At 61.7% G+C, this 21,882-nt stretch carries 24 protein-coding genes and 1 riboswitch; of the genes, 19 read left to right on the forward strand and 5 right to left on the reverse strand.

Annotated elements, in window-relative coordinates:
• Nucleotides 1-29: 29 nt before the first annotated feature.
• On the reverse strand, nucleotides 30-1,406 hold the full coding sequence (murC, locus tag QZY67_RS00120; RefSeq protein ID WP_295367991.1) for a UDP-N-acetylmuramate--L-alanine ligase: 1,377 nt from the start codon (nucleotides 1,404-1,406) through the stop codon (nucleotides 30-32).
• A gap of 307 nt (nucleotides 1,407-1,713) precedes the next feature.
• Between murC and QZY67_RS00125 the strand changes: the two genes are divergently transcribed.
• From QZY67_RS00125 to QZY67_RS00200, 16 genes are all read left to right on the forward strand, one after another.
• A complete protein-coding gene (locus QZY67_RS00125) occupies nucleotides 1,714-2,895 on the forward strand; it encodes a tRNA nucleotidyltransferase (protein WP_295367992.1) in 1,182 nt (393 codons plus the stop codon).
• Entirely contained in the window at nucleotides 2,885-3,154 is a 270-nt protein-coding gene (locus QZY67_RS00130) for a DUF1905 domain-containing protein (RefSeq protein ID WP_295367993.1), read from the forward strand. The genes QZY67_RS00125 and QZY67_RS00130 overlap by 11 nt, the downstream gene beginning before the upstream one ends.
• A gap of 201 nt (nucleotides 3,155-3,355) precedes the next feature.
• On the forward strand, nucleotides 3,356-3,637 hold the full coding sequence (locus QZY67_RS00135) for a YabP/YqfC family sporulation protein (protein WP_295367994.1): 282 nt from the start codon (nucleotides 3,356-3,358) through the stop codon (nucleotides 3,635-3,637).
• A gap of 181 nt (nucleotides 3,638-3,818) precedes the next feature.
• Nucleotides 3,819-5,069 (forward strand): sporulation protein YqfD, encoded by a 1,251-nt coding sequence (locus QZY67_RS00140; RefSeq protein ID WP_295367995.1) that lies wholly within the window; start codon nucleotides 3,819-3,821, stop codon nucleotides 5,067-5,069.
• Between the two features lie 42 nt (nucleotides 5,070-5,111).
• Nucleotides 5,112-6,068 carry a PhoH family protein gene (locus QZY67_RS00145; protein ID WP_295368038.1) on the forward strand — a complete coding sequence of 319 codons (957 nt, stop codon included), beginning with the start codon at nucleotides 5,112-5,114 and terminating at the stop codon, nucleotides 6,066-6,068.
• Between the two features lie 27 nt (nucleotides 6,069-6,095).
• Nucleotides 6,096-6,281: a hypothetical protein gene (locus tag QZY67_RS00150; protein WP_294532121.1), complete on the forward strand. Its 186-nt coding sequence runs from the start codon at nucleotides 6,096-6,098 to the stop codon at nucleotides 6,279-6,281.
• Nucleotides 6,278-6,772, forward strand: coding sequence for an rRNA maturation RNase YbeY (ybeY, locus tag QZY67_RS00155; RefSeq protein ID WP_295367996.1), 495 nt, complete (start codon nucleotides 6,278-6,280; stop codon nucleotides 6,770-6,772). Before QZY67_RS00150 ends, ybeY begins: the two co-directional genes overlap by 4 nt.
• Nucleotides 6,773-6,774: 2 nt before the next feature.
• Entirely contained in the window at nucleotides 6,775-7,029 is a 255-nt protein-coding gene (locus tag QZY67_RS00160) for a hypothetical protein (RefSeq protein WP_295367997.1), read from the forward strand.
• 66 nt (nucleotides 7,030-7,095) lie between these two features.
• Entirely contained in the window at nucleotides 7,096-7,989 is an 894-nt protein-coding gene (gene era / locus QZY67_RS00165; protein WP_295367998.1) for a GTPase Era, read from the forward strand.
• A gap of 273 nt (nucleotides 7,990-8,262) precedes the next feature.
• Nucleotides 8,263-9,021, forward strand: coding sequence for a DNA repair protein RecO (recO, locus tag QZY67_RS00170; RefSeq protein WP_295367999.1), 759 nt, complete (start codon nucleotides 8,263-8,265; stop codon nucleotides 9,019-9,021).
• A gap of 242 nt (nucleotides 9,022-9,263) precedes the next feature.
• Nucleotides 9,264-9,929: a response regulator transcription factor gene (locus tag QZY67_RS00175; RefSeq protein ID WP_295368000.1), complete on the forward strand. Its 666-nt coding sequence runs from the start codon at nucleotides 9,264-9,266 to the stop codon at nucleotides 9,927-9,929.
• Nucleotides 9,910-11,391, forward strand: a complete 1,482-nt coding sequence (locus QZY67_RS00180; protein ID WP_295368001.1) for a HAMP domain-containing sensor histidine kinase — start codon at nucleotides 9,910-9,912, stop codon at nucleotides 11,389-11,391. The genes QZY67_RS00175 and QZY67_RS00180 overlap by 20 nt, the downstream gene beginning before the upstream one ends.
• Before the next feature lie 89 nt (nucleotides 11,392-11,480).
• The gene (locus tag QZY67_RS00185; RefSeq protein ID WP_295368002.1) at nucleotides 11,481-11,921 is read left to right on the forward strand and encodes a GNAT family N-acetyltransferase; all 441 of its coding nucleotides are present in this window, start codon (nucleotides 11,481-11,483) and stop codon (nucleotides 11,919-11,921) included.
• Nucleotides 11,922-12,130: 209 nt separating this feature from the next.
• The gene (locus QZY67_RS00190; protein ID WP_295368003.1) at nucleotides 12,131-12,991 is read left to right on the forward strand and encodes an ATP-binding cassette domain-containing protein; all 861 of its coding nucleotides are present in this window, start codon (nucleotides 12,131-12,133) and stop codon (nucleotides 12,989-12,991) included.
• Complete coding sequence (locus QZY67_RS00195) at nucleotides 12,988-15,171, forward strand: hypothetical protein (protein WP_295368004.1); 2,184 nt, start codon at nucleotides 12,988-12,990, stop codon at nucleotides 15,169-15,171. The genes QZY67_RS00190 and QZY67_RS00195 overlap by 4 nt, the downstream gene beginning before the upstream one ends.
• Nucleotides 15,164-15,883, forward strand: coding sequence for a hypothetical protein (locus tag QZY67_RS00200; protein ID WP_295368005.1), 720 nt, complete (start codon nucleotides 15,164-15,166; stop codon nucleotides 15,881-15,883). Before QZY67_RS00195 ends, QZY67_RS00200 begins: the two co-directional genes overlap by 8 nt.
• A 236-nt stretch (nucleotides 15,884-16,119) precedes the next feature.
• On the opposite strand, the gene QZY67_RS00205 is transcribed toward QZY67_RS00200, so the two are convergent.
• The 3 genes from QZY67_RS00205 to QZY67_RS00215 form a co-directional block, all read right to left on the reverse strand.
• Nucleotides 16,120-16,593, reverse strand: coding sequence for a phosphatase PAP2 family protein (locus QZY67_RS00205; protein WP_295368006.1), 474 nt, complete (start codon nucleotides 16,591-16,593; stop codon nucleotides 16,120-16,122).
• Between the two features lie 62 nt (nucleotides 16,594-16,655).
• Entirely contained in the window at nucleotides 16,656-16,853 is a 198-nt protein-coding gene (locus tag QZY67_RS00210) for a hypothetical protein (protein ID WP_295368007.1), read from the reverse strand.
• Between the two features lie 448 nt (nucleotides 16,854-17,301).
• Nucleotides 17,302-18,609 carry an S-layer homology domain-containing protein gene (locus QZY67_RS00215; RefSeq protein ID WP_295368008.1) on the reverse strand — a complete coding sequence of 436 codons (1,308 nt, stop codon included), beginning with the start codon at nucleotides 18,607-18,609 and terminating at the stop codon, nucleotides 17,302-17,304.
• 204 nt (nucleotides 18,610-18,813) lie between these two features.
• Here QZY67_RS00215 and QZY67_RS00220 point away from each other — a divergent pair, with 204 nt between their 5' ends.
• From QZY67_RS00220 to QZY67_RS00230, 3 genes are all read left to right on the forward strand, one after another.
• Entirely contained in the window at nucleotides 18,814-19,170 is a 357-nt protein-coding gene (locus QZY67_RS00220) for a glycosyltransferase (RefSeq protein ID WP_295368039.1), read from the forward strand.
• A 144-nt stretch (nucleotides 19,171-19,314) separates the two neighbouring features.
• Nucleotides 19,315-19,470: a hypothetical protein gene (locus tag QZY67_RS00225; protein WP_294532086.1), complete on the forward strand. Its 156-nt coding sequence runs from the start codon at nucleotides 19,315-19,317 to the stop codon at nucleotides 19,468-19,470.
• Between the two features lie 288 nt (nucleotides 19,471-19,758).
• Nucleotides 19,759-19,875, forward strand: a riboswitch (THF riboswitch).
• A 91-nt stretch (nucleotides 19,876-19,966) separates the two neighbouring features.
• Nucleotides 19,967-20,581, forward strand: coding sequence for a folate family ECF transporter S component (locus QZY67_RS00230; RefSeq protein ID WP_295368009.1), 615 nt, complete (start codon nucleotides 19,967-19,969; stop codon nucleotides 20,579-20,581).
• A gap of 231 nt (nucleotides 20,582-20,812) precedes the next feature.
• On the opposite strand, the gene QZY67_RS00235 is transcribed toward QZY67_RS00230, so the two are convergent.
• Entirely contained in the window at nucleotides 20,813-21,751 is a 939-nt protein-coding gene (locus QZY67_RS00235) for a S1 RNA-binding domain-containing protein (protein ID WP_366448911.1), read from the reverse strand.
• Nucleotides 21,752-21,882: the final 131 nt, after the last annotated feature.

Here is a 21,882-nt window from a genome sequence, read left to right on the forward strand (position 1 = left end):
AGGGTCTTTTTCTGCCTTTTAGGGTGTTCTCAGTCCTGCCGGCCGGCCAGGGCCTCGCCCACGGTGTAGATATCCCCCGCGCCCACAGTGAGAATCAGGTCGCCGGGGCGGGCCAGCTCCGCCAGGGCTTCGGTCAGCTCGGGGAGGGTGGCGAAGTACCGGGAGCCGGGAATCCGGGCCGCCAGATCCCGGGAGGAGATGCCGATGGTGTTGTCCTCCCGGGCGGCGAAAATCTCGGCCAGCAGGGTCACGTCCGGCTCCTGAAGCACCTGGACGAAATCGTCGAACAGGGCCTTGGTGCGGGAGTAGGTGTGGGGCTGGAAGGCGCAGATAATCCGCTCGTAGCCCAGGCCGCTGACGGCGGAGAGAAGGGCCTTCAGCTCGCCGGGGTGGTGGGCGTAGTCGTCGTAGATCTCGGCGCCGTGGTAGCTGCCCTTGTGCTCAAAGCGGCGGGCGGCCCCCCGGAAGGCGGACAGGCCCTCCTCCACGGCCTTGGCGGGCATGCCCAGCACAATGGCGGACGCGGCAGCGGCCAGGGCATTCTTCACGTTGTGCTCCCCGGGCACCCGGAGGGAGACATGGGCAAAGAGCTGGCCCTTCCAGATGATGTCAAAGGTGGGCAGGCCGCGGCTCCAGGTCAGGTTGGCGGCGTGTACGTCGCCCTCCTCCAGACCGAAGGTGACCATGGGCCGGGTCTCCCCCTCCAGGGTGTGCATGGTGTTCTCGTCGTCCCGGTTGGCCACAATGACGCCGTCCTCGGGCACCAGGTCGGCAAAGGTGCGGAAGGACTTCTCCACGTCCTCCAGGTCCTTGAAGAAATCCAGGTGGTCGGCCTCAATATCCAGAATCACCGCCACCGTGGGGAAGAAGGAGAGGAAGGAGTTGCAGTACTCGCAGCTCTCCAGGATGATGGTGTCCCCCCGGCCCACCCGGTGGCCCGCCCCCAGCAGGGGCAGCGTGCCGCCGATCATCACCGTGGGGTCGGCCTGGGCGGCCATGGCGATGTGGGTGCACATGGAGGTGGTGGTGGTCTTGCCGTGGGTGCCCGAGATGCACAGGGCGTTCTTGTACCCCCGCATGATGGTGCCCCAGGCCTGGGCCCGCTCAAAGACCGGGATGCCCCGGGCATGGGCGCCGGAGATCTCGGGGTTGTCGTCGTGGGCGGCGGCGGTGCGGATGACCAGCTTGGCGCCCTTCAGGTTCTCGGCCCGGTGGCCGATGGCAATGTCCATGCCCAGGGAGCGCAGATGCTCCACTGTGGCGCTCTCGTGCATGTCGGAGCCGGTGATGACCATGCCCATGCCGTGGAGCACCTCGGCCAGCGGAGCCATGGACACGCCGCCGATGCCCACCAGGTGGGCGTGGCAGCCGGGGACAAAGTAATCTTGAATATTAAAATCAGGCACAGGGAGCACTCCCTTTTTCAGAATAATACTTGGCCTTGCTCAGAAAATTTATTATAATGTCTGCTGGATAAACCGCAAATCGGTTTCTTCCCGCAGCGGCAGCCGCACAATTCCATAAAAACAGTGCAAAGGAGCCGCTTTGATGGAATTCGGCCATTGCTGCAATGCGTATTTCCGCCGGTGCATTGAGATGCACCGGCAGTACGCATTATTATAATATGAACCGGAGAAAATGGCAAGGATAATTCCATATGCCACCATTATAGACGGGGAGAGCGAAAAACATACCGGAGAGAGGGCGAGAGGCGTGGAGATAAGAGAAATTCCCGGCGGCGTGGCGGCGCTGTGCGCCCGGCTGCGCTCGGCCGGCCGGGAGGCCTACCCGGTGGGAGGCTGCGTCCGGGACCTGCTGCTGGGGCGGACGCCCGGGGACTGGGACGTGACCACCTCCGCCCGGCCGGAGGAGGTCATGGCGCTGTTTGAGCGCACCGTGCCCACCGGCATCAAACACGGCACCGTAACCGTACTGACCGGGGCGGGAGGGGTGGAGGTCACCACCTTCCGCGCCGAGGGCGGCTATGCCGACGGACGGCACCCGGACGCGGTGACCTTCGGAGGCGACCTGGCGGGGGACCTGTCCCGCCGGGACTTCACCATCAACGCCATGGCCCTGGGGCCGGACGGAGCGGTTATCGACCCCTTCGGCGGCCGGGCGGATCTGAAGGCCGGGCTCATCCGCTGCGTGGGGGAGCCGGAGCGCCGCTTCGGGGAGGACGCCCTGCGGATGCTGCGGGCGGTGCGGTTCTCCGCCCAGCTGGACTTTGCCATTGAGGGGGCCACGGCGGAAGCACTGCGGAAGAGCGCCGGGCTGACCGCCCGCCTGTCCGCCGAGCGGGTGCGCGCCGAGCTGGAAAAGACCCTGCTCGCCCCCTGGCCGGAGCGGGGGGAGGGGCTGTTTGCCTGGGGGTTGCTGGCCGCCTTCGCGGGGCCGGAGGCCCGGCCCGGCCTGACCGCCCTCCATCGCGTCCCCGCCAGGCCCCTGGAGCGGTGGGCGGCCCTGTGCGCCCTGCTGCTGGACGGGGGGAGCATCCCCGGCGCGGAGGGGTTCCTCAAGGCCCTGCGGCTGGACGGCCGCACCGTCCGGGCCTGCGCCGCCGGTGCGGAGCTGTTCAAAGCCATGCCCCAGACCGCTGCCGGATGGCGCCGGGCCCTGGCGGAGCGGGGGGAGGACGCCTGCGCCGCCGCCGCTTCCATGGGGGACGCGCTGACCGGCGGCGCATATACCCAGGGCCTCCGGGACATGCTGGAAGAGGGCGGGTGCCGGAGCGTCCGGGCGCTGGCCCTCTCCGGCGGGGATCTGCTGGCCATGGGGTATCATGGCGCGGACATCGGCGCGGCCCAGCGCCGCCTGCTGGACCACGTGCTGGACCACCCGGAGGACAACCGGCCGGAGCGGCTGAAGGAGCTGTTGAAGCGAAATGAAGGATAAAATCTACGCCTTTGACGCGGTCATCCAGAAGGTGCCCGACATGGACGGAGCCTATGTGGAATTCCCCTACGACGTGCGCGCCGAGTTTGGAAAGGGCCGGGTAAAGGTTCACGCCACCTTTGACGGCGCGGCGTACGACGGCAGTCTGGTGCGCATGGGCACGCCGGGGCATATCATCGGCCTGCGCCGGGACATCCGGGCTCTGATTGGAAAGGGGCCGGGCGACACGGTTCATGTGACCATCCGGGAGCGGGAATAGAGGCGGAAGACGCCGCCGTTCCGGGCCGGGCGGCTGCCCCCACGCGCTCCCCCGCCCCGGCGCAGGCGGATTCTGTTCAACCGAGATTTTTCGACACGCTGACGGGACGGCCCAGACGGGGCCGTCCCGGTTCTTTTGCGTGGGACAGGCAAGCGGGGCGGCATTTTGTCATATGGATAACAGGACGAGGAGGTGGGCGCGGTGGAGAAGCGGCAGAAGCGGGAGGGGCTGTTGGAGCGTACGGCCCAGGTCCTGGACCTGCCCGGGGACGTGGTGGCCGGGCTGCCCCGGGTGGAGATCACCGGCAGCCGGGAGCTGCGGATGGAGAACCACAAGGGGATTCTCGCCTACGGCACGGAGGAGATCCACGTCTCAGGCGGCAAGCTGATTCTGAAAATCCGGGGCAGGGGGCTGGAGCTCAAGGCCATGAACGCCAGCGAGCTGCTGATTACAGGGGAGATTGAAGGGGTGGACCTGACATAGGGCCTGCTTGAACATTGTCAACAGGCCCAATTGGCGGACCTTTTGACCGCTGGACGGCCCAATTTTTCCTTGAAATCCGTCAGGATTCCTGCAAAAAAATTGCTTGCCAGCGGCCAAAATTCCTCGCCGCTGCGCACAGTGCCAATATTCAAACAAGCCCTAGGGCCGCTGGAGGTGGAGCATGCAGAAGGTGATCAATTTTCTCCGGGGGAGCGTGCGCCTGGAGGCGGAGGGGGCCTTTCCCGAGCGGTTTCTCAACCTGTGCGCCCAGAACGGCGTGGCCTTCTGGGCCGTGGAGTGGCTGGAGACAGGCCGGGTGGCCCTCACCGTCCCCCGGCGGGACGCCAGGCGGGCCGAGGCCCTGGGGGAGCGGGCCTCCTGCCAGGTGACGCGGCGGAAGACCGGCGGCGTCCCCTTCTTCCTGGCCCGGTTCCGCAAGCGGTACGCCCTGCTGACCGGGCTGGCGCTCTCCCTGGCGGCGGTGTGCATACTGTCCCAGTTTGTGCTGGATGTGGAGGTGTCGGGCAACGAGACCGTTACCACGGCGGAGATCCTCACCGAGCTGCGCCGCCTGGGGGTGCGCCCCGGGGTGTACGGCCCGGGCATCGACCCGGCGGCCACGGCCCAGAAGCTGCTGCTGCAGCTGGACGATCTGTCCTGGTGCGCCATCAACCTGAGGGGCACCGTGGCCGAGGTGCTGGTGCGGGAGCGCATCGAGCCGCCGGAGGTACTGGACGAGACCGAGCTGGGGGATGTGGTAGCCTCGGTGCCCGGCATTGTGACCCAGGTGGAGGTGCTGGGGGGCGAGTCCGCCGTGGAGGAAGGGGACACGGTGGTGGAGGGACAGGTGCTTATCACCGGGAACATCCACATGGAGGGGGCGGAGTACAGCGGCATCGACCTGGGCTGGCGGCAGGTGCGGGCCCAGGGCCGGGTGTACGCCCGCACCTGGCGCACCCTGGAGGCGGAAATCCCCCTGACGGCCCAGGTCAAGTCCTATACCGGGGAGGAGAAATCCCTCTGGTCCCTGAGTCTGCTGGGTTGGCGGGTCAATTTTTATGGAAACAGTGGAATTTCCTATGAGAGGTATGATAAAATAAGCGACGTATGGACCGCCCGTCTGCCCGGCGGACAGGAGATGCCCCTGTCCCTGACCAGAGAGACGGTCCGGGCCTACGAGACTGTCACCGCCCAGGTGGATGCCGCCGCGGCGGAGAAGCTGCTCCGGGCGCAGCTGGAGGAGGACCTTCTGGCTGCTCTGGGAGAGAGGGGAGAGGTGGTCTCCATGGATTTTGCCGCCCGGGAACAGAGCGGCATGCTCATTGTCCGGCTCCAGGCCGAGTGCCGGGAGGAGATTGGACGATTTGTGCCCTACGAGGGACAGCAGGAAAATGAAACACAGCCGGCGGAGGAACAAGGCTCTTCCGGCTGAAGCAGCGAGGAGCGTAGCAGCTTGATTGAACAGACGATAAGCATGGAGCGAATGGAGGAGGCCGTCAATATCTTCGGCTCCTTCGACGAGAATATCCGCATCATCGAGCGGGAGCTGGGCGTCACGGTGGTGAGCCGGGACGGGGAGCTGAAGGTGTCCGGCGAGGCGGAGAACGTGATGTACGGCGTCAAGGCCATTGAGGGGCTCATGTCCCTCTCCGCCAAGGGCGAGACCATCAACGAGCAGAACGTGCGCTATATCATCTCCCTGATCCGGTCGGGCAACGAGGACCGGATCGGGGACCTGGCCCGGGACGTGCTGTGCGTCACCGCCAAGGGCAAGCCCATCAAGGCCAAGACCATCGGACAGAAGAAGTACGTGGAGGCCATCAAGAAGAACCTGGTCACCCTGGGCATCGGCCCGGCGGGCACCGGCAAGACCTATCTGGCGGTGGCCGCGGCGGTGGCCGCCTTCCGGGACAAGCAGGTCAACCGCATCATCCTCACCCGCCCGGCGGTGGAGGCCGGGGAGCGGCTGGGCTTCCTGCCCGGCGATTTGCAGAGCAAGGTGGACCCCTACCTGCGGCCCCTGTACGACGCCCTCTTTGAGATGCTGGGGCCGGAGACCTATCAGAAGTACCTGGAGCGGGGCAACATCGAGGTGGCCCCCCTGGCCTACATGCGGGGCCGCACCCTGGACGACAGCTTCATCATCCTGGACGAGGCCCAGAATACCTCCCGGGAGCAGATGAAGATGTTCCTGACCCGCATGGGCTTTGGCTCCAAAATTGTCATCACCGGCGACGTGACCCAGATCGACCTGCCCAGCGACAAGGTCTCCGGCCTGAAGGAGGCCATGCGGGTGCTGGGTGGCGTGGAGGACATCGCCATCTGCCGCCTGGGCCAGGCCGACGTGGTGCGCCACGTCATTGTCCAGCGGATCATCAAGGCCTACGAGGAGGACGAGAACCGCCGCAACGCCAAGCGGGAGAAGCGGTAAGCGCATTCCGGGAGGAGGGAAAGGCCCGTGACGGGCTATACGGTGGAGGTGGACGAGCCCGCCGCCGGCCGCTGGTACGCCCAGGCGGAGCTCCCCTGGGGCGCGCCCGGCTTCCCGCAGCCCCACTTTGATTTGGAATTCACCCTGTACCTGCCCTGGGTGCTGGACGAGCATGTGGACAGCCCGGAGAAAAAGAAGGAGGATGCTCCGTGAACCATGAACTGATTATTGAGACCGAGGTGGAGGGCGCCGAGCCCTATGCCGACCTGCTGCGGCAGGTCATTCCCGCCGCCCTGGAGGCGGAGGGGGTGGCGGTGCCCTGGGAGGTGGACGTGCTCTTCACCGATGACGAGGGCATCCACCAGATCAACCTGGAGCAGCGGGAGGTGGACCGCCCCACCGACGTGCTGTCCTTCCCCATGTTCGACCTCCAGCCCGGGGAGCACCCCACCGAGGCGGACGCCGACCCGGGCACCGGCCTGGTGCCTCTGGGGGACATGGTCATCTCCCTGGAGCGGGCCAAAGCCCAGGGGGAAGAGTACGGCCACGGCACCCACCGGGAGGTGGCCTATCTGGCCGTCCACTCCGTGCTCCACCTGCTGGGGTACGACCACATGGACGAGGGCCCCATGAAGGCCCAGATGCGGGCGCGTGAAGAGGCCATCCTGGAGCAGCTGGGGATTACCAGAGGACAGGAGGGGTAATCATGCGGTACGGATACATTGTCGGCGGAGGTTTGTTCTCCATTGCCATCTTTTATGCCATCCTCATGGTGCTGAACGGCCTGGGTGCGGGAGGCGGCCTGCTCGAACTGATGTCGCTGTTTCTCCTCATGGCCCTGCCGGGCATCATCGTGGGTGCGGCTGCGGCCGAGCGGGAAAAGCGTGAGGCGGAGCTCTCCGAGCTGAAGGAGGAGCTCTCCGCCATTCGCGCCCTGCTGGAGAAGCAGGACAGACAGTAAAATATGCGGCCGGTAAAAAATAAGCCGCATGTGAATAAAATTGCTCAAGAAAGTTGAGGATAACCTATGGAAATCAAAAAATCCGGCATGATCGCCATTGTGGGGCGGCCCAATGTGGGCAAGTCCACCCTGACCAACGCCCTGGTGGGCGAGAAGATCGCCATTGTCACCAACAAGCCCCAGACCACCCGCAACCGCATCTGCGCCGTGCTCAACCGGGGGGAGTGCCAGTTCGTGTTCATGGACACGCCGGGCCTCCACCGGGCCCGGACCCGTCTGGGGGACTACATGGTGAAGGTGGTGCGGGACAGCGTGGCCGACGTGGACGCGGTCATGCTGCTGGTGGAGCCCATCCCCCATGTGGGCGGGCCGGAGGAGGAGCTTATCGAGCGCATCAAGGCCCTGAGCGTGCCCTCCGTGCTGGTCATCAATAAAATCGACACCGTGAAGAAGGACGAGCTGCTCTCCGTCATGCAGGCCTACGGCGAGAAGCACAGCTTCAACGCCATCCTGCCCGTCTCCGCCAGAAACGGCGAGGGTCTGGAGAAGCTGCTCCAGGTGCTGGGGGAGTTCCTGCCCGAGGGGCCCCAGCTCTTCCCCGAGGACATGGTCACCGACCAGCCCGAGCGGCAGGTGTGCGCCGAGATTGTCCGGGAGAAGCTGCTCCTCTGCCTGGACAAGGAGATCCCCCACGGCACCGCCGTGGAGGTCACCCGGTTCATCGAGCGGGACGACGAGGTCATCGAGATGGACGCCACCATCTACTGCGAAAAGGACTCCCACAAGGGCATCATCATCGGCAAGGGCGGCGCCATGCTCAAGAAAATCTCCACCCTGGCCCGGCAGGACATCGAGCGCTTTATGGGTACAAAGGTGTTCCTCCAGACCTGGGTGAAGGTAAAACAAAACTGGCGCGACAATGTGAATTTGATTCAGAATTTCGGTTATCGGGACGAATAACGCCGCAGAATTTACCGTTCATAAACCGGGCGCTCCGGGCCAAGCTATGGGCGAGGGGGCTTGGATATGGACTGTGAGACCATGTGGCGGCTGTTTCTTGCCACCGGACTGCCCGAGGCATACAGCCTGTACGCCCGCCTGCGGGAAGAGGCGGAGCGGGCAGAGGAGAGCAAAACCGCATAGCGCGCTGTTTCGGCCCGGCCCGGCGAACCCCTGTTCGCCGGGCCGGTTCGGCCGGGAAAGAGAGAATATACATACTGCGTGGTGAAGCATATGCACCTGACAACCCAGGGGATTGTCCTGCGGGAGGTCAATTATAAGGAATCGGATAAAATCCTCACCGTCCTCACCCGGGACCTGGGGAAGCTGACGGTAAAGGCCCGGGCCTGCCGGCGGAAGAACAGCCCGCTCTCCGCAGCGGCCCAGCTGCTGGTGTACTCGGAGCTGACCCTGTTTGAGTACCGGGACTACTGGTCCATGGACCAGGGGGACTCCCTGGAGCAGTTCTGGGGGGTGCGGCGGGACGTGGAGAAGCTGGCCCTGGGCTCCTACTTCGCCGAGGTGATGGAGGCGGTGGCCGAGGAGGGGAGGGCGGACCCGGCCCTCCTGTCCCTGATTCTCAACTCTCTCTACGCCCTGGACAAGCTCAGCAAGCCCCTGCCCCTGGTGAAGGCGGCCTACGAGCTCAAGCTGCTGTCCCTGGCGGGGTACGAGCCCATGCTGGACGCCTGCGCGGTGTGCGGCGCGCCCGAGCCGGAGGAGCCCCGGCTCCACCTGCGGGAGGGCGTGCTCCACTGCGCCCGCTGCCGGGGCGGCGTGGGGGACGGGGTGTCCATGCCCCTGGACGGCCCCGCCCTGGCCGCCATGCGCCACGTGGTGATGGGCGACCCCAAGCGGCTCTTCTCCTTCCGGCTGGATGTCCCCTCCCAGAAGAAGATGAGCGACGTGTGCGAGGCCTTTCTCCTCACCCAGCTGGAGCGGGGCTTCGGCACCCTGGACTTCTGCAAGCAGCTCTCCGCCCTTCAGCCGTGAGAGGACGCTTCCGCTGCGCCCTGAGACAGTATGTCCGGGCCCGGCGGCTTTACAGGCCGCCGAACAGCGGGCGATTAATGAAGCTGCCCCAGAAGAGAGCAATCGCGCGGGCCGGGAAGCCTTCAGACAGGCTCCCGGCCCGTTTTGCATGGAGAAGTCCGGAGGCCGTTTGCATTTGACCTTTGGAGAAATCTCCATGATAAATTCACAATTCCATGTTACACTGGGGCAGGTGATAACAGATGAAACACATTCTGATTGTGGAAGACGAGCCGGACATCCAGGAGCTGCTCCGGGCCTATCTGGAGGACGCCGGATATGGGACCGCTGCGGCTGGGGACGGGGTGGAGGCCATGGCCCTGTTCGGCGCACAGCCCTTTGACTTGGTTTTGCTGGATCTGATGCTCCCTAAAATCGACGGCTTCGGCGTCTGCGAGCTGATCCGCCGGCAGTCCCAGGTACCCATTCTCATGCTTACCGCCCTGGAGGGAGAGGAGCAGCAGCTCCGGGGCTTCGGCATGGACATCGACGACTATGTGACCAAGCCATTTTCCATGCCGGTGCTGCTGGAGAAGATTCGGGTTATTCTCCGCCGCCGGGGAAGCGCAGAAGAGGATAATCACCTTCAGTACAGGGACCTGTCCCTGAATCTGGACGCCCGTGAGGCCCTGCTGGAGGGGCGCCGCCTGGAGCTGACGGCGCGGGAGTTTGATCTGCTCCACACCTTCCTGGCCGCTCCGGGCAGAGTATTCACCCGCGAAATGCTGCTGGCAAAACTGTGGGGCTACGATTTTTACGGGGACGAGCGGGTGGTGGACAGCCATATCAAGAATCTCCGCCGCAAACTGGGGCGGGACTACATTGAGACCGTAAGGGGGGTGGGCTACCGTGCTGCCAAAGTGGGTTGATGAGAGCCTGACCGCCCGCATCTTTCTCATTACCGCCGGCATTCTGCTCTTTGCCGGGGCCGTCACTTTCGGCTTTATCGCCTGGGCCACCCCCAGCACCTACACCGCCGTAGTAAATGACGATCTTACCGCTCAAGTGGATGTCCTGATGGAGAAACTGGCGGATAGTACGCCGACAGAATGTGGGGAGCTTCTGGATGAGTTCGTGCTCTCCTCCGGGGCCAACGCCATGCTGGTGGGGCCGGACGGACGGCTGGTGGACACTGGGGCAAAGCTGACGGTTCAGGCTGTGTACGGGGAGCAGAATATAGTTGTCGCCGCGTCTGAAGGGGACGCTGTGGTCAGCTACGGGACGGCGGTTGGGCCGACAGAGGACGCCACGACCATCACCATGTCGGAGCAGGCCACCATTGCCGCCGAGGTGCGCTTTTCCGGTGGGGAAGAGAGCTATACCCTCTATGTCACACCCCGGATTAGGGCGGAAAACCTGGCCGTGCGGGCGCTGGCGCAGATGGCGCCCTGGCTGGTGCTGGTGCTGCTGGCCTTTTCCCTGCTGTGCGCGTTCTTCTACTCTCGGTACATCACCCGGCCCATCGTGCGCATGAGCGGCATTGCCGGGAAGATGGCGGAGCTGGATTTCCATTGGGAATGCGGGGAAAAGCGTCGGGACGAGATTGGCAAACTGGGCCGCAGCTTGGACAAATTGGCCCAGAGGTTGGATGCAGCCCTCACGGATCTGGAGAGCGCTAACCAAGCCCTTCGGGGAGAGGTAGAGCAGGAGCGGGAACTGGACCGCCAGCGGATGGCATTTTTCAACGCCGCTTCCCATGAACTGAAAACTCCGGTGACCATCCTGAAGGGACAGCTGTCCGGTATGTTGGAGGGCGTGGGCATCTACCAGGACCGGGACAAATACCTGCTGCGCTCCCTCCAGGTGACGGGACGGATGGAGAATCTGGTGCGGGAGATGCTGGCCATCTCCCGGATGGAAACGGGGTCTGTGGCTGTCAAGCAGGAGAGCGTGGATTTGTCCGCGCTTATTGAGCGGCAGCTGACGCTGGATGCCGGATTGCTGGAGCAGCGGGACCAGCGGCTGGTGTCCACGCTGATGCCGGGAGTCACCGTCACCGGCGACCCGTCTCTCCTCGGCAAGGCCGTGGGGAACCTGCTCTCCAACGCAGCCCTCTACTCTCCCGATGGCGCCGAGATCCGTGTGTGGTGTGGGATGCGGGAGGGCCGCCCGGTTCTGACGGTGGAGAACACCGGGGCTCATATCAGCGAGGAGGCCCTGCCCCATCTCTTTGAGGCATTTTACAGGGAGGAGGGCTCCCGAAACCGGGCCACCGGCGGCAGCGGCCTGGGGCTTTACCTTGTGAAAATGATTCTGGACCGGCATGGGGCGGAATGTACCATTGAGAATACGAAGGACGGCGTGCGGGCTGCGGTGCATTTTATAGATTGACCCTGCCGATTGATCTTTGCAGAGAGGATATGGTATAATCTGGCCGTCAGAAAGATATAAAAGGAACAGTGCGCGGCGGAAGGGATAAGATGGATATACAAGAAATAACGATTGAGCAAATAGAAGATGTCAAAAGGCTGATGCTTGCTGTTTTTTCAGGCGAACCCTGGAATGATGTATGGGAAGAAGACCAGCTGCATGCGTATATTACCCAGCTGATGGGGGAGCATCATTCTCTGTCTTATGGGATCTATCTCCATGGGAGTTTAATTGGTGTTTCACTGGGAAGAATGAAAAGCTGGTGTGAGGGAACGGAGTACTGGATCGAAGAGTTCGGCATCCTTCCCCAAATGCAGCGAAACGGAATCGGATCACGATTTATGCGGGAAATCGAAAAGGCGTTAATAAAAAGGGGCATCACACATATCGTCCTGCTTACGGAAAGAGACGTGCCGGCATATGGTTTCTATCAAAGAAACGGGTTTGAAGAAAAGAAGGAATATGTGTTCTTTGCAAAGCCTCTCAATTAGGAGCATTCTCTAAAAATAACTGGTTTAGAAGTGACAAAATCCCATCGGCAGACAAATAGGGGCCGGCGAATCCAGAAAGGATCCGCCGGCCCTTTTGATATCTTGCCTTCGCAGCGCCAGCCTCCACACAAATCACATATTTCCTCCATCTTCCCTCCATATTGCCCTGGTATCCTTGTTCCATCCTAAGCAGAAAGGAATCAGACAATATGGAACTCAAGATCCAAAACGTCAGTATGACCTATCCCAGCGGAAAAGAGGCGCTGAAGGGGCTGAACCTGGACCTGAAATCCCCCAGTCTCATCGGCCTGCTGGGCCCCAACGGGGCGGGCAAATCCACCCTGATGAAACTACTGGTGGCAGCCCTGATGCCCACGGAGGGGAGCATTCTGGTGGACGGGGCGCCTCTGAACAAGGTTGAGGGGAAACTGAAGGCCAGCCTCGGCTACCTGCCCCAGGACTTCGGCCTCTTTGATGAGCTGACCGTCACCCAGTTTCTGGACTACATGGCCGCCCTCAAGGGCCTGCGCAGCCCGCAGGCGGCAATCCGGGATGTGATCCGGGCGGTCAATCTGGAGGAGAAGGCCAAGGCCAAGATCCGCACCCTCTCCGGCGGCCAGCGGCAGCGGGTGGGCATCGCCCAGGCGCTGTTGGGGGACCCACCCTTCCTGATCTTTGACGAGCCCACAGTGGGCCTGGATCCGGAGGAGCGCATCCACTTCCGCAACCTGTTCTCCCGCACCGCCCAAGAGCGGCTGGTGCTGCTCAGCACCCATATCATTGAGGATGTGCAGTCGGTGTGCGACCGGATCGTGGTCATCCACCACGGGCAGATCCGGTTCACCGGCACGCCGGAGCAGCTGATTACATCTGCCGCCGGCCATGTGGGTGCCTTTTGGGAGAAGGACGAGAAACAGGAGCAGGGGCTCCACATCACCGCCCGGGTGAATACCAGTCAGGGCGTCCGATGCCGGGCGGTGGCGGACAAACTGCCGCCCTATGCCCAGGCGGAGGAGCCTACGCTGGAAGACGCCTACCTCTATCTCATCTCCCGGGAGGCAGTGCAATGAGGATGTTGCGGCTCTTTCCACTGGAACTGAGACGGCTGCTTCAGAGCCGTCTGACCTGGCTGACCATGGCGCTGACGGGCCTTTCCCCGGTGTTGGGGCTGGTGCTCTACAAGCCCGCCACATCCACCACCATGCTCTCCATGTATCTAGCCAATCCCGCCATTACAGGGGGCGTGGCCGGCGCCATCCTCTTCGGCCTGCTGGCTATCTTTGAGCTGGACCGGGCCTGCCGCAGCCGGGTGGACATCCTTACCGACGCAGTGGTGTCCCCCCTGACCACGGCGCTGACGCGCCTGCTGGCCCTGCTGACCGCCGCGGTGCTGACCGCAGCCCTCACCATGCTGGTATGGCTCCCCATCAGTGCGGGGCTCATTGGCTCCGTCTTCAACGGCATGAACTATGCACTGGCCTATCTGCTGTTTCTGGGGCTGGCCCTGCCCCTGGGCATCCTGGCGGCGGCTGCCGCTTACCAGTTCACCCGCCGGGCGGATCTGTCCATTGTCCTGTTTATCGCCTTCTGCGCATTGAGCCTCACTGTCTGGGCGTACGACTGGCAGCTGTGCTGGCTGAACCCCTGCGTGTGGGCCCTGTCCGACGACTTCTCCAACTTCCGCGTCTTCCGGTCTGTGGCCTGGATGCGTCTCACCTGGCTCTCGGCCCTGGCCGGAGTGTGGACGGTCTCCTATCTCTGCATCCGGCAGTACGGAAAGGGGCTCTTCGGCTCTCTGGCCCGGAGCGTCCGGCGGATCTACCGCCCGGCCGTCGCACTGGTCCTGCTGGCCTGCTCCGGCACCGCCTACGCCGCCCAGCCCTTCATCGACCAGAGCAACCCGGACCTGACGGTCATGTCCTTCTATGAGATCCCTTACGCCGAAGGCGTCACCTTCCTCAGCCGCAGCGCCCAGGTGTTCCCGGATGCTGCTGCGGGCACGGTGACGGGCCGGGCATCCTACCAGTTCCAGAACACTTCCGGCCAGGAGCAGAGCATCTCCTTCGGCATCAACCCGGGCTACACCATCTCCAATATCCAGGCCAACGGCGCGGACGTGCCCTTCACGGTGAGCGACTACCAGGAGTACAATGAGGCCCTGCTGGAAGTCACCATCCCAGCCGAGGAAGAGGTGGAGCTGACCATGGAGTACAGCGGGTTCCCCCAGGAGAGCCTGCCTACCATGCAGGGCGGCAAGGAGCTGAGCGGTGAATACCTCTGCCTGGAGAACTCGGCCCTCTCACCCCGGGTGATGAATGTCATGCCCGGAGAGGCGGGCTATCCCGCTGAGATCGAGATCACCCTGCCCGCCTCCATGATCGCCATTCCCTTCGGTTCCAGCGAGGCGGAGGTGATAGCAGAGAATGAGGACGGTACCAGAACATGGCGGTACGAACACAACGGCGCCGGCGGGATCCTCTACGCCGGGGACTATATCCGGGAGGATATTGAAGCTGGCGGCATGACCATAGAGTTCTATTACGGCCGCAAGCACCAGGCCGTCATGGAGGCCGCCGGGGCGGCGGACGCGGTAAAGGCAGTGGTGGACTACTGCACCGAACACTATGGAACCCTGTCTTTCGGCACCGGCGAAACCCTGAAACTGATTCAGAGCCGGGTGGCCGGCGGCGGCTACGCCACCACCGGGGCCAGCCTGCTGGACGAGGCGGACTTCACCGCCGCCAATCTGGGCAGTGAGGAGAAGGGCGGCGGCGCCGGCGAGGTGATGATCCACGAACTGGTTCACCAGTGGTGGGGTCTGGGCAACATGTTTGACACATCTGATTCCACCAGCCCCTGGTCCGCCGAGGGCCTGACGGTCTACACCACCTACCGCATCGTCAAGGAGCTGTACGGCGAGGCCTACGCCCGGGAGCACTATGTGGATCAGTGGCAGCAGGCGGTGGACGACTACTACCTGGACTTCTATGTCCGTCATCCTGAGTATCTGGAGATGCTGCCGGAAAACGAGCAGCTGGCCATTTCCAACAGCCTGTCCCAGGTGCGGCAGTATCATGAGATGCCGCTGAAAATCCTGAAGGCGGAACAGTTGGTGGGCGGCGAGGAGGCCATGGATCAGATTCTCCACGACCTGTTCAACCGAGAGCTGGATCCCATGTATCCCTATCTGACCTACCAAGAATTTTTGGATGCCTGCGGGCTGATAGAGGAGGATTTGAACCTTGGGTAAGATTTTTCGATACGAGTGCCGCAGGCTGCTGTGGAACAAGTTTTTTATCGGATTGGCCGCAGTGCTGCTCCTCTACGGGGCGTTTGTGCTGCATGTCGTGACCATTCTGGGGGTGTCCCACACCGCGCCCTTCTCCCCCTGGAGTTTTGGGGATTTCCTCTCCCGGATGATACCCCTGCTGTGGATCGGGATGCTGTTCTTTTTGACCTTCTATACTTCGCCCAAGGCCCGGCGGGCGGCGATCCTCATGGACGCTGCGCCGATGCCCACCGAGCAGTACGCTTTGGCCCGGTGCGCCGCGGCCCTGACGGGGGGCGTACTGCTGACCCTGCTGTGCATGGCGGAGGCGGCGGTGTTCTACGGCCGCATGTTTAACTGGTACAGCTGGGGGAGCCTGCTGCTCCCGGCCCTGGTGACCCTTCTGCCGGCCCTGGTATTCGCGCTGGGGAGCGGCTGGCTGGCAGGCCAAATCCGGCCCTGGCTGGTGTATGTGTGGATGGCGGTGCCCTTCCTGCTGGCGGCCCTGCCGCTGCCCGAGGCTCTGGGGCTGTGGAATGGCAGTTTCTTCACCGCTTATCCCCTGACCCTGGAGACGCTGGACCCGGCCTTCTCACTGCCGGGGGCGGCGGCCGCAACTCAGGTTGTCCTGTTGGCGGCGGGGGCGGCGCTGCTGACGGCGGGGGTAAGTAATCGCTGGAAGTTGAAGCGCTGAACTACATTTTTTGTTATGAAAAAACATAGAATTTAGGATGCGCCATTTCCCCGCCCCTTCGGGGCAGCCGGAAATGATGTGCAAAAACTTCATGCGCCGATGCGTTTGCCTCTGATCGTGGTGCGCCAATGGCGCATGAAGTTTCATGGCTTGAGTGGGCCTCTGGCGGAAGCCGGAAGCCCACTCAGGCTGCCGAAAAAGTCCAGGGACTTTTTACCTGTATGTATAGCGGGCCGTCATGTTGCATTGCGTTTCCTCCATACAAGATTCACGAGTTTGGAACCAATCCAGCCAGCCATAATCCCGATTACAACGCCGGCCAAGATGTCAGAGGGATAGTGGACATACAGATAGAGCCGGGAGAACGCAATTAAGACAGCCAGAATCAGAAGCGGTATCCAGAGCCTGCTTCTACTTGCATAAAAAGCGGAAACGGCGGCGAAAGATGCGCCGGTGTGACCGGATGGGAATGAGAAATCATCTGGCCGGGCGATGAGAAGCTGGACAGCCGTATTCACATCACAGGGACGAATGCGCGCAACCAGAGGCTTCAGAACCAGATTACAGCAGATGACCTCCAGCACAAGGCCGGTCATCACGGCCACCCCGACCTTTCGGTACTTTGGCATTATAATGAGGATACCGGCGAGAATGATCCAGATCAAGCCACTGTTACCCAGTGTGGTGATGGCCGGCATCAGCAGGTCCATGATGGGATTTCGCAGATTTACCTGTATCCAATCCAGAATGGCAAATTCAAAAGAGAGCACAGTTATCGCCTGGTTTCATTGGTGGTTTCTGAATCTTCCGTAGATTTCAGGGACGATCCGCAGCGGCTGCAGTATTGATCGCCTGGGCTGCAGTCTGTACCACCCAGCAGAACCACGCAGATGGAGAGAATGGTCAGGCGTTTGGCCAGCTTTCCGCCAAAGCTTTTACATGGGTCTTTTGATTCTACGATATTGTCCATAGTAGGACCTCCAACGATTTAGGATGAGGCCAGTATAATCGTCAATCTTAAACTACAGAGTATCATTGGGATAAACAGTTCTTAAATTCAGAGGATGAATTGTTTTGTCCATTACCGGAGAAAATGAGGCAGAGTATCGTTTAGTTCTTGTCAAAAGACGCCCCCAACTCATATATGGGCCGGGGACGTCTTTTTTGGACTATGTTTTCATTCGTTGCGTACGTTCCACACAAATCTCTGTACAGAAAAAGTCTAATTTCAAATAGATTTGAAAAATCGTTTGGGCCGGTGAGAACTGCGTATAGTTGTAGTCACATTGGGCGATCAAAGGGATCAGCGACACATCGCTTTCCCGATGCAGGCGGTAGCTTTTCCGCTTTTCCCGGCCCAAAGGACTCCTTTCCTGCGGTTCCCATGCAAATCACCTCGCCCACTCATCATGCGGCTTTTATAACAGCCTCTGAAGGAATACCGCTCCTTCCGCACGGGTCACAACATCATTGGGAGCCAGACGGTTTCCCGGCTTCCCGCATATCAAACCGGTTTCCACCGCCCAGCTGATAGGCTCACGGCACCATGGCCCCACCTGCCGCCAGTCGGCATAAGTCCCGATGCCGCTGCCTGTCGCAACACTTGTCCCGGAATGAACCGCATAGCGGTACAGGATTGTCGCCAGCTGTGCGCGGGTGATCCCGGATTCCGGCGCAAAGCGGCCGTCCGGCATACCGGATACCAGTCCTGCGCCGGCCGCCCAGGAGACCGCGTCATAACAGCCCGAGGAGCGGGGAACATCCGGAAAGGCTGTCCCTGCATTTGCCGCAGGCATTCCGGCCAGCCTGTAAAGCGCCGTGACCAGCTCGGCCCGTGTCAGGCTCTCTCCTGGCGCAAAGTGACTTTCAGAACGGACATCCATCAGGCCGCGGGCCGACACAGTGTTGACCGCACCCGCATACCAGGCATTTTCCGGCACGTCTGCATACCCCGCAGAGGGAACCTCATCTGGTGCCTGATCAGATGTTGCGGCCAGATCCCCACGGGCGGCATCTCCCCGGCGCAGAAAGTCCGCCTGTGCCACCCATGTGTCCGGACTGTTCATATTCAGGACCACAAATTTCACGCTGCTGTAATCAAAGGAGTAGACAGCCGGGCCCACATCTCTGCCGGCAGAGGGGGCGGTGATGTGGCCGCTGAAACTGCTGTTGTCATGATTCCCCTGGGCGACAGCAAGCAGGTGGCTGCCCAGAAAGGATTGCCCCGCAGAGGAATTGACACCGCCGCTTTGGAACGACAGTTCCCATTGCCGCTCATTGCGGGAGGAGTCTGTCAAATTGCCCGCAATATAGGTAAAGGCCAGATCATCCCGCTTGTTCAGCAGCGAGAACAGGGCCCCTGTGGCCTTGGCGTCAGATGCAAATCCGATCTGCGGGTCTGCCAGAAAGGCGAATGTGAAGGCGCCGGAGTCTGCAGGCGATTGAAACGCACCGGAATAGGCGCCTGCAATCTCGTAGGTATAGGAACTGCCGGGAACCAGGCCATCCAGTTTGGCAGAATAGAGGTATTTTCCCGCCGAGTCCGACCAGACAGGGGTGGCGGTATAGGCGCTCATTCCTTCCGGCCCTGTGACGGAAACCGCACCTTGTGCCGCATCCGGGGCGGAATAGGTCAGATAGACCGTGTCCGGCGTTTGTCCAATGTGTAAGTTGATCTGGCTGACGCCGCCTGCCGCAAAACACGGGAGGGCACAGAGCAGGCTCATGAGCACTCCCAGGAGCAGAGCGGCGCTCCACCTGCCGGCGCGAGAATTCATATCTCATCACACTCCTGTTTCAGATGTGCCTATCATAGCGGTCAAAAATGAGAAACAGATGAAAAAAACTCATTTTACTCTCACGTGCCTCTCATTTCTGCGGCCTATGATGAAACCATCCAAAGCGAGCACACAGGAAATGGAGTGAAAAAAATGAATGTTTGCGCGCTGATCCCGTCCTACGATCCGGATGAACGGCTGATCTCCACCGTGGAAGATCTTCGGGCGGCCGGGTTCTATCACATCATCGTGGTGGATGACGGCAGCCGGACAGACTGCCAGCCGTATTTTGAGGCATTGACCCCGCTGGGATGCGAAGTCATTCATTTGTCGCACAACAGCGGGAAGGGCGAGGCATTGAAAGTCGGTTTTTTGACCTTTCTTACCCAGGGCTGGTCAGACGCCGGAGTCGTCACCGTGGATGGGGACGGACAACATAGCGGGCAGGATGCGCTCCGATGCGCCTATGTCTTTTGCTTATTTGCACAGTCCACTTTAAAGCGATTATGAGTGCGCTTCGTAAGAGTTTGTAAAATAGGAAACTTTGCCGAAATATGCGACTTTCCTCATCCGGTTTTTCAAATACTAACTTATCTTCATGAGATTAAACCTGTCCTTCTGTATTCTTTAATCATGGCAGCAAAAGGACTGCAGGTGGTAAAATCGGCGTATGCCGTATTCAAGTACATCGAGGTTTATCCTGCGGTCAAGAAGGACGGCGTTGCCAATCAGCGGGTGACGATCCTGCGGCGGGTGGGGGCGGAGAAATTGTCCATCACGCCCAACGAGTACATGGCAGGGCGGATTTAATCTTCCGCTTCACCTCTCTGCCGCTGGCACCCCCATCCTGCTGATTTTTACGGTGCCTGTGTCCCGTCTGTGCTTCCGCAACCTGGAGAAACACGGCATTGCGGAGCGCTGCAGATGGAGTGATTCCGCCCCAGAACCCTCCGGCGGCGCAAGGATGTGAGACGGACAGAGAAATATGCAGCAAAGGGAACGGCGGCGCAGCGCCGTAAAGCTGTGCGCCGCCGTTCCCCGGGCCAGTGGAATTTTCCTTGCATTTTTTGCGCCGCAGGGCTATAATGGCCTCTATCAGGCAGAGTAGGAGCGCGTGTGCAGCACCCCGCAAGGGGTCCAGTGCCGGCGGGACGGGGAGTTGTCCGCCGGACGAAAAGCCGCAGGCTTGCAGTGCGCTCTCCGCATCCCGCTGCCGCATATCTGGCGCGCCGCGGGAGACCGCGGCCCTCCTCTGTGCGGCATTCCCGCCCCGTGCGGGCTGCCGAATACAGAAGGAGGCTTTTTTATGCCCATTATCCAGAAACGCACCATGTTCAAAACGCCCTTCTCCGCCGCCTATTGGCGCTGCGCTGCGGAGGACTTCCGCAGCCTGCGCAGCCTGGTGTTTGCCGCGCTGATGATCGCCGCCTGCATTGTCCTCTCCAAGTTCTCCATCCCCATCTACGCGGGGCTGAAAATCAGCTTCGGCTTCCTGGCCCGGGCCCTGTGCGCCCTGGTGTGCGGCCCGGTGACCGCCCTGGTGTTCGGCGCGGCGGAGGACACCCTGTCCTTCTTCCTCTCCTCCAGCGGCGACCCCTATTTCCCGGGCTATATGCTCACCACCATGCTGGGCACCTTTATCTACGCCCTGTTTCTCTACCGTACCCGAGTGACCGTGCTGCGGATTTTCCTGGCCAAGCTGTGCACCAACGTAATGAACGTGTTCCTGGGCAGCCTGTGGAGCGCGATTCTGTACGGCAAGGGCTATCTCTACTATATGACCAACAGCATGATCAAGAATACCCTGATGCTCCCCGTTCAGACCCTCATGCTGGTGGTGCTCTTCGGGGCGCTGGTCCCGGTGCTCTACCGGATGGGCGCCCTGCCCAACCAGGCCGAGCGGCGGCTGGCGCTGATCTGAGATAGTCGAAAAAGGTGCGAAGCACCTTTTTCGAGGGAGCTTCATGAAATGTTCCCCTCGATTTCTGACGAAATTGTCGGGAAATATTTCATGCGAAGTGTCATTTCCGAGGCGCATGTCCCCGGAAATGACCGATTTTCATCTGATTCCGTCATCTGCGGATGACGGAACTCTGCGAGGCTTTTTCGACACGCTGAAGGGGAGGATGCCGCGGCATCCTCCCTTTCGCTCTTATCGGAACACAGTCTCGGTCCCCGCCTTGCAGCAGCCCGCCGGCGCGTAGTGCCAGCGGTCCAGCCGCCCGCTGGGAGGCAGGAAGTAGGTCAGGGGCTGGGGCCCCTCCGGCGGCAGCTTATCAATGACCAGCAGCTTAATCTTCATCCGATCGGGGAAAATGGCCTTGATGTACACCGACACCCGGTCCCCCTCGCGCAGGTCCCCTCTGGGCTCGGCCAGGCCGGAGAGGTTGGGGGAGAGCTCCACAAAGACGCCGTAGTCCTTGACGCCCCGCACATAGCCGGGGACGGTCATGCCGGCGGAGAACCGAGCGGCGTTTTCCCGCCAGGTGCCCAGCAGCTCCCGGTGGGAGAGAATGACCCGTCCCAGCTCCGGGCAGGTCTCCAGCACCACGGCGAAAATCTCCTGGCCCACGGTGAAGCGCCGGTCCGGGTGGGGGATTCGGGAGACCGAGATGCGCTCAATGCTGATCATGGACGGCACCCCGCAGCCGATGTCCACAAAGGCCCCAAAGGGCTCCAGATGGGACACGGTGGCGGGGAGGACCATGCCGGGCTCCAGGGTGTCCATCAGCCGCTCCAGCGCCATGGCCTGGGCGGCCCGGCGGGAGAGCCGGGGGCGGAACAGGCCCTCCTCCTGTTCCACAGCCTCTACTGTAAAGGAAACCGGCTTTCCGACTCGGGAGAGAATGGCAATCTCCCGGGTCGTCCCCTCGGCAATGCCCAGGGCCGCCTCCTCCCGCGGGATATACCCTGTAAAGGGGCCTAACGATACAGTCAGGTTATGTCCGGCGTCGCACAGGACGGCCTTTCCCTCCAGCACCCGCCGGCCCTCCATGGCCCGGATAAGCCCTGTCTTTGTGGCGCAGAGGGCCTGATTCTCCTCGGTATGCAGCAGCCGCCCTTCAGGCGGAAACAGAGTCGTCAATTTCACCAAATCCTTTCGGCCGCAGCGGAGATTTTTCCCGATAGACCACTATATGCGGTTTGGCTGAGCGAATTGACAGAGAAAGGGAAAGAAACTTATAATATGATCAACCGTATTTGATGCGCGGTGTGGCGCCG

It is taken from the genome of uncultured Pseudoflavonifractor sp. (assembly GCA_904419835.1).
Taxonomy (GTDB): Bacteria; Bacillota; Clostridia; order Oscillospirales; family Oscillospiraceae; genus Pseudoflavonifractor.

What these genes read in the sequence shown, in the direction of transcription:
- recO (WP_295367999.1), top strand. Translation starts at nt 8,263, where the DNA reads ATGCACCTGACAACCCAGGGGATTGTCCTGCGGGAGGTCAATTATAAG.
- QZY67_RS00230 (WP_295368009.1), top strand. Translation starts at nt 19,967, where the DNA reads ATGCCCATTATCCAGAAACGCACCATGTTCAAAACGCCCTTCTCCGCC.
- QZY67_RS00185 (WP_295368002.1), top strand. Translation starts at nt 11,481, where the DNA reads ATGGATATACAAGAAATAACGATTGAGCAAATAGAAGATGTCAAAAGG.
- QZY67_RS00220 (WP_295368039.1), top strand. Translation starts at nt 18,814, where the DNA reads ATGAATGTTTGCGCGCTGATCCCGTCCTACGATCCGGATGAACGGCTG.
- QZY67_RS00175 (WP_295368000.1), top strand. Translation starts at nt 9,264, where the DNA reads ATGAAACACATTCTGATTGTGGAAGACGAGCCGGACATCCAGGAGCTG.
- QZY67_RS00210 (WP_295368007.1), bottom strand. Translation starts at nt 16,853, where the DNA reads ATGGACAATATCGTAGAATCAAAAGACCCATGTAAAAGCTTTGGCGGA.
- QZY67_RS00145 (WP_295368038.1), top strand. Translation starts at nt 5,112, where the DNA reads ATGGAGCGAATGGAGGAGGCCGTCAATATCTTCGGCTCCTTCGACGAG.
- QZY67_RS00195 (WP_295368004.1), top strand. Translation starts at nt 12,988, where the DNA reads ATGAGGATGTTGCGGCTCTTTCCACTGGAACTGAGACGGCTGCTTCAG.
- QZY67_RS00160 (WP_295367997.1), top strand. Translation starts at nt 6,775, where the DNA reads ATGCGGTACGGATACATTGTCGGCGGAGGTTTGTTCTCCATTGCCATC.
- QZY67_RS00205 (WP_295368006.1), bottom strand. Translation starts at nt 16,593, where the DNA reads ATGGACCTGCTGATGCCGGCCATCACCACACTGGGTAACAGTGGCTTG.
- QZY67_RS00215 (WP_295368008.1), bottom strand. Translation starts at nt 18,609, where the DNA reads ATGAGCCTGCTCTGTGCCCTCCCGTGTTTTGCGGCAGGCGGCGTCAGC.
- QZY67_RS00190 (WP_295368003.1), top strand. Translation starts at nt 12,131, where the DNA reads ATGGAACTCAAGATCCAAAACGTCAGTATGACCTATCCCAGCGGAAAA.
- era (WP_295367998.1), top strand. Translation starts at nt 7,096, where the DNA reads ATGGAAATCAAAAAATCCGGCATGATCGCCATTGTGGGGCGGCCCAAT.
- QZY67_RS00140 (WP_295367995.1), top strand. Translation starts at nt 3,819, where the DNA reads ATGCAGAAGGTGATCAATTTTCTCCGGGGGAGCGTGCGCCTGGAGGCG.
- QZY67_RS00130 (WP_295367993.1), top strand. Translation starts at nt 2,885, where the DNA reads ATGAAGGATAAAATCTACGCCTTTGACGCGGTCATCCAGAAGGTGCCC.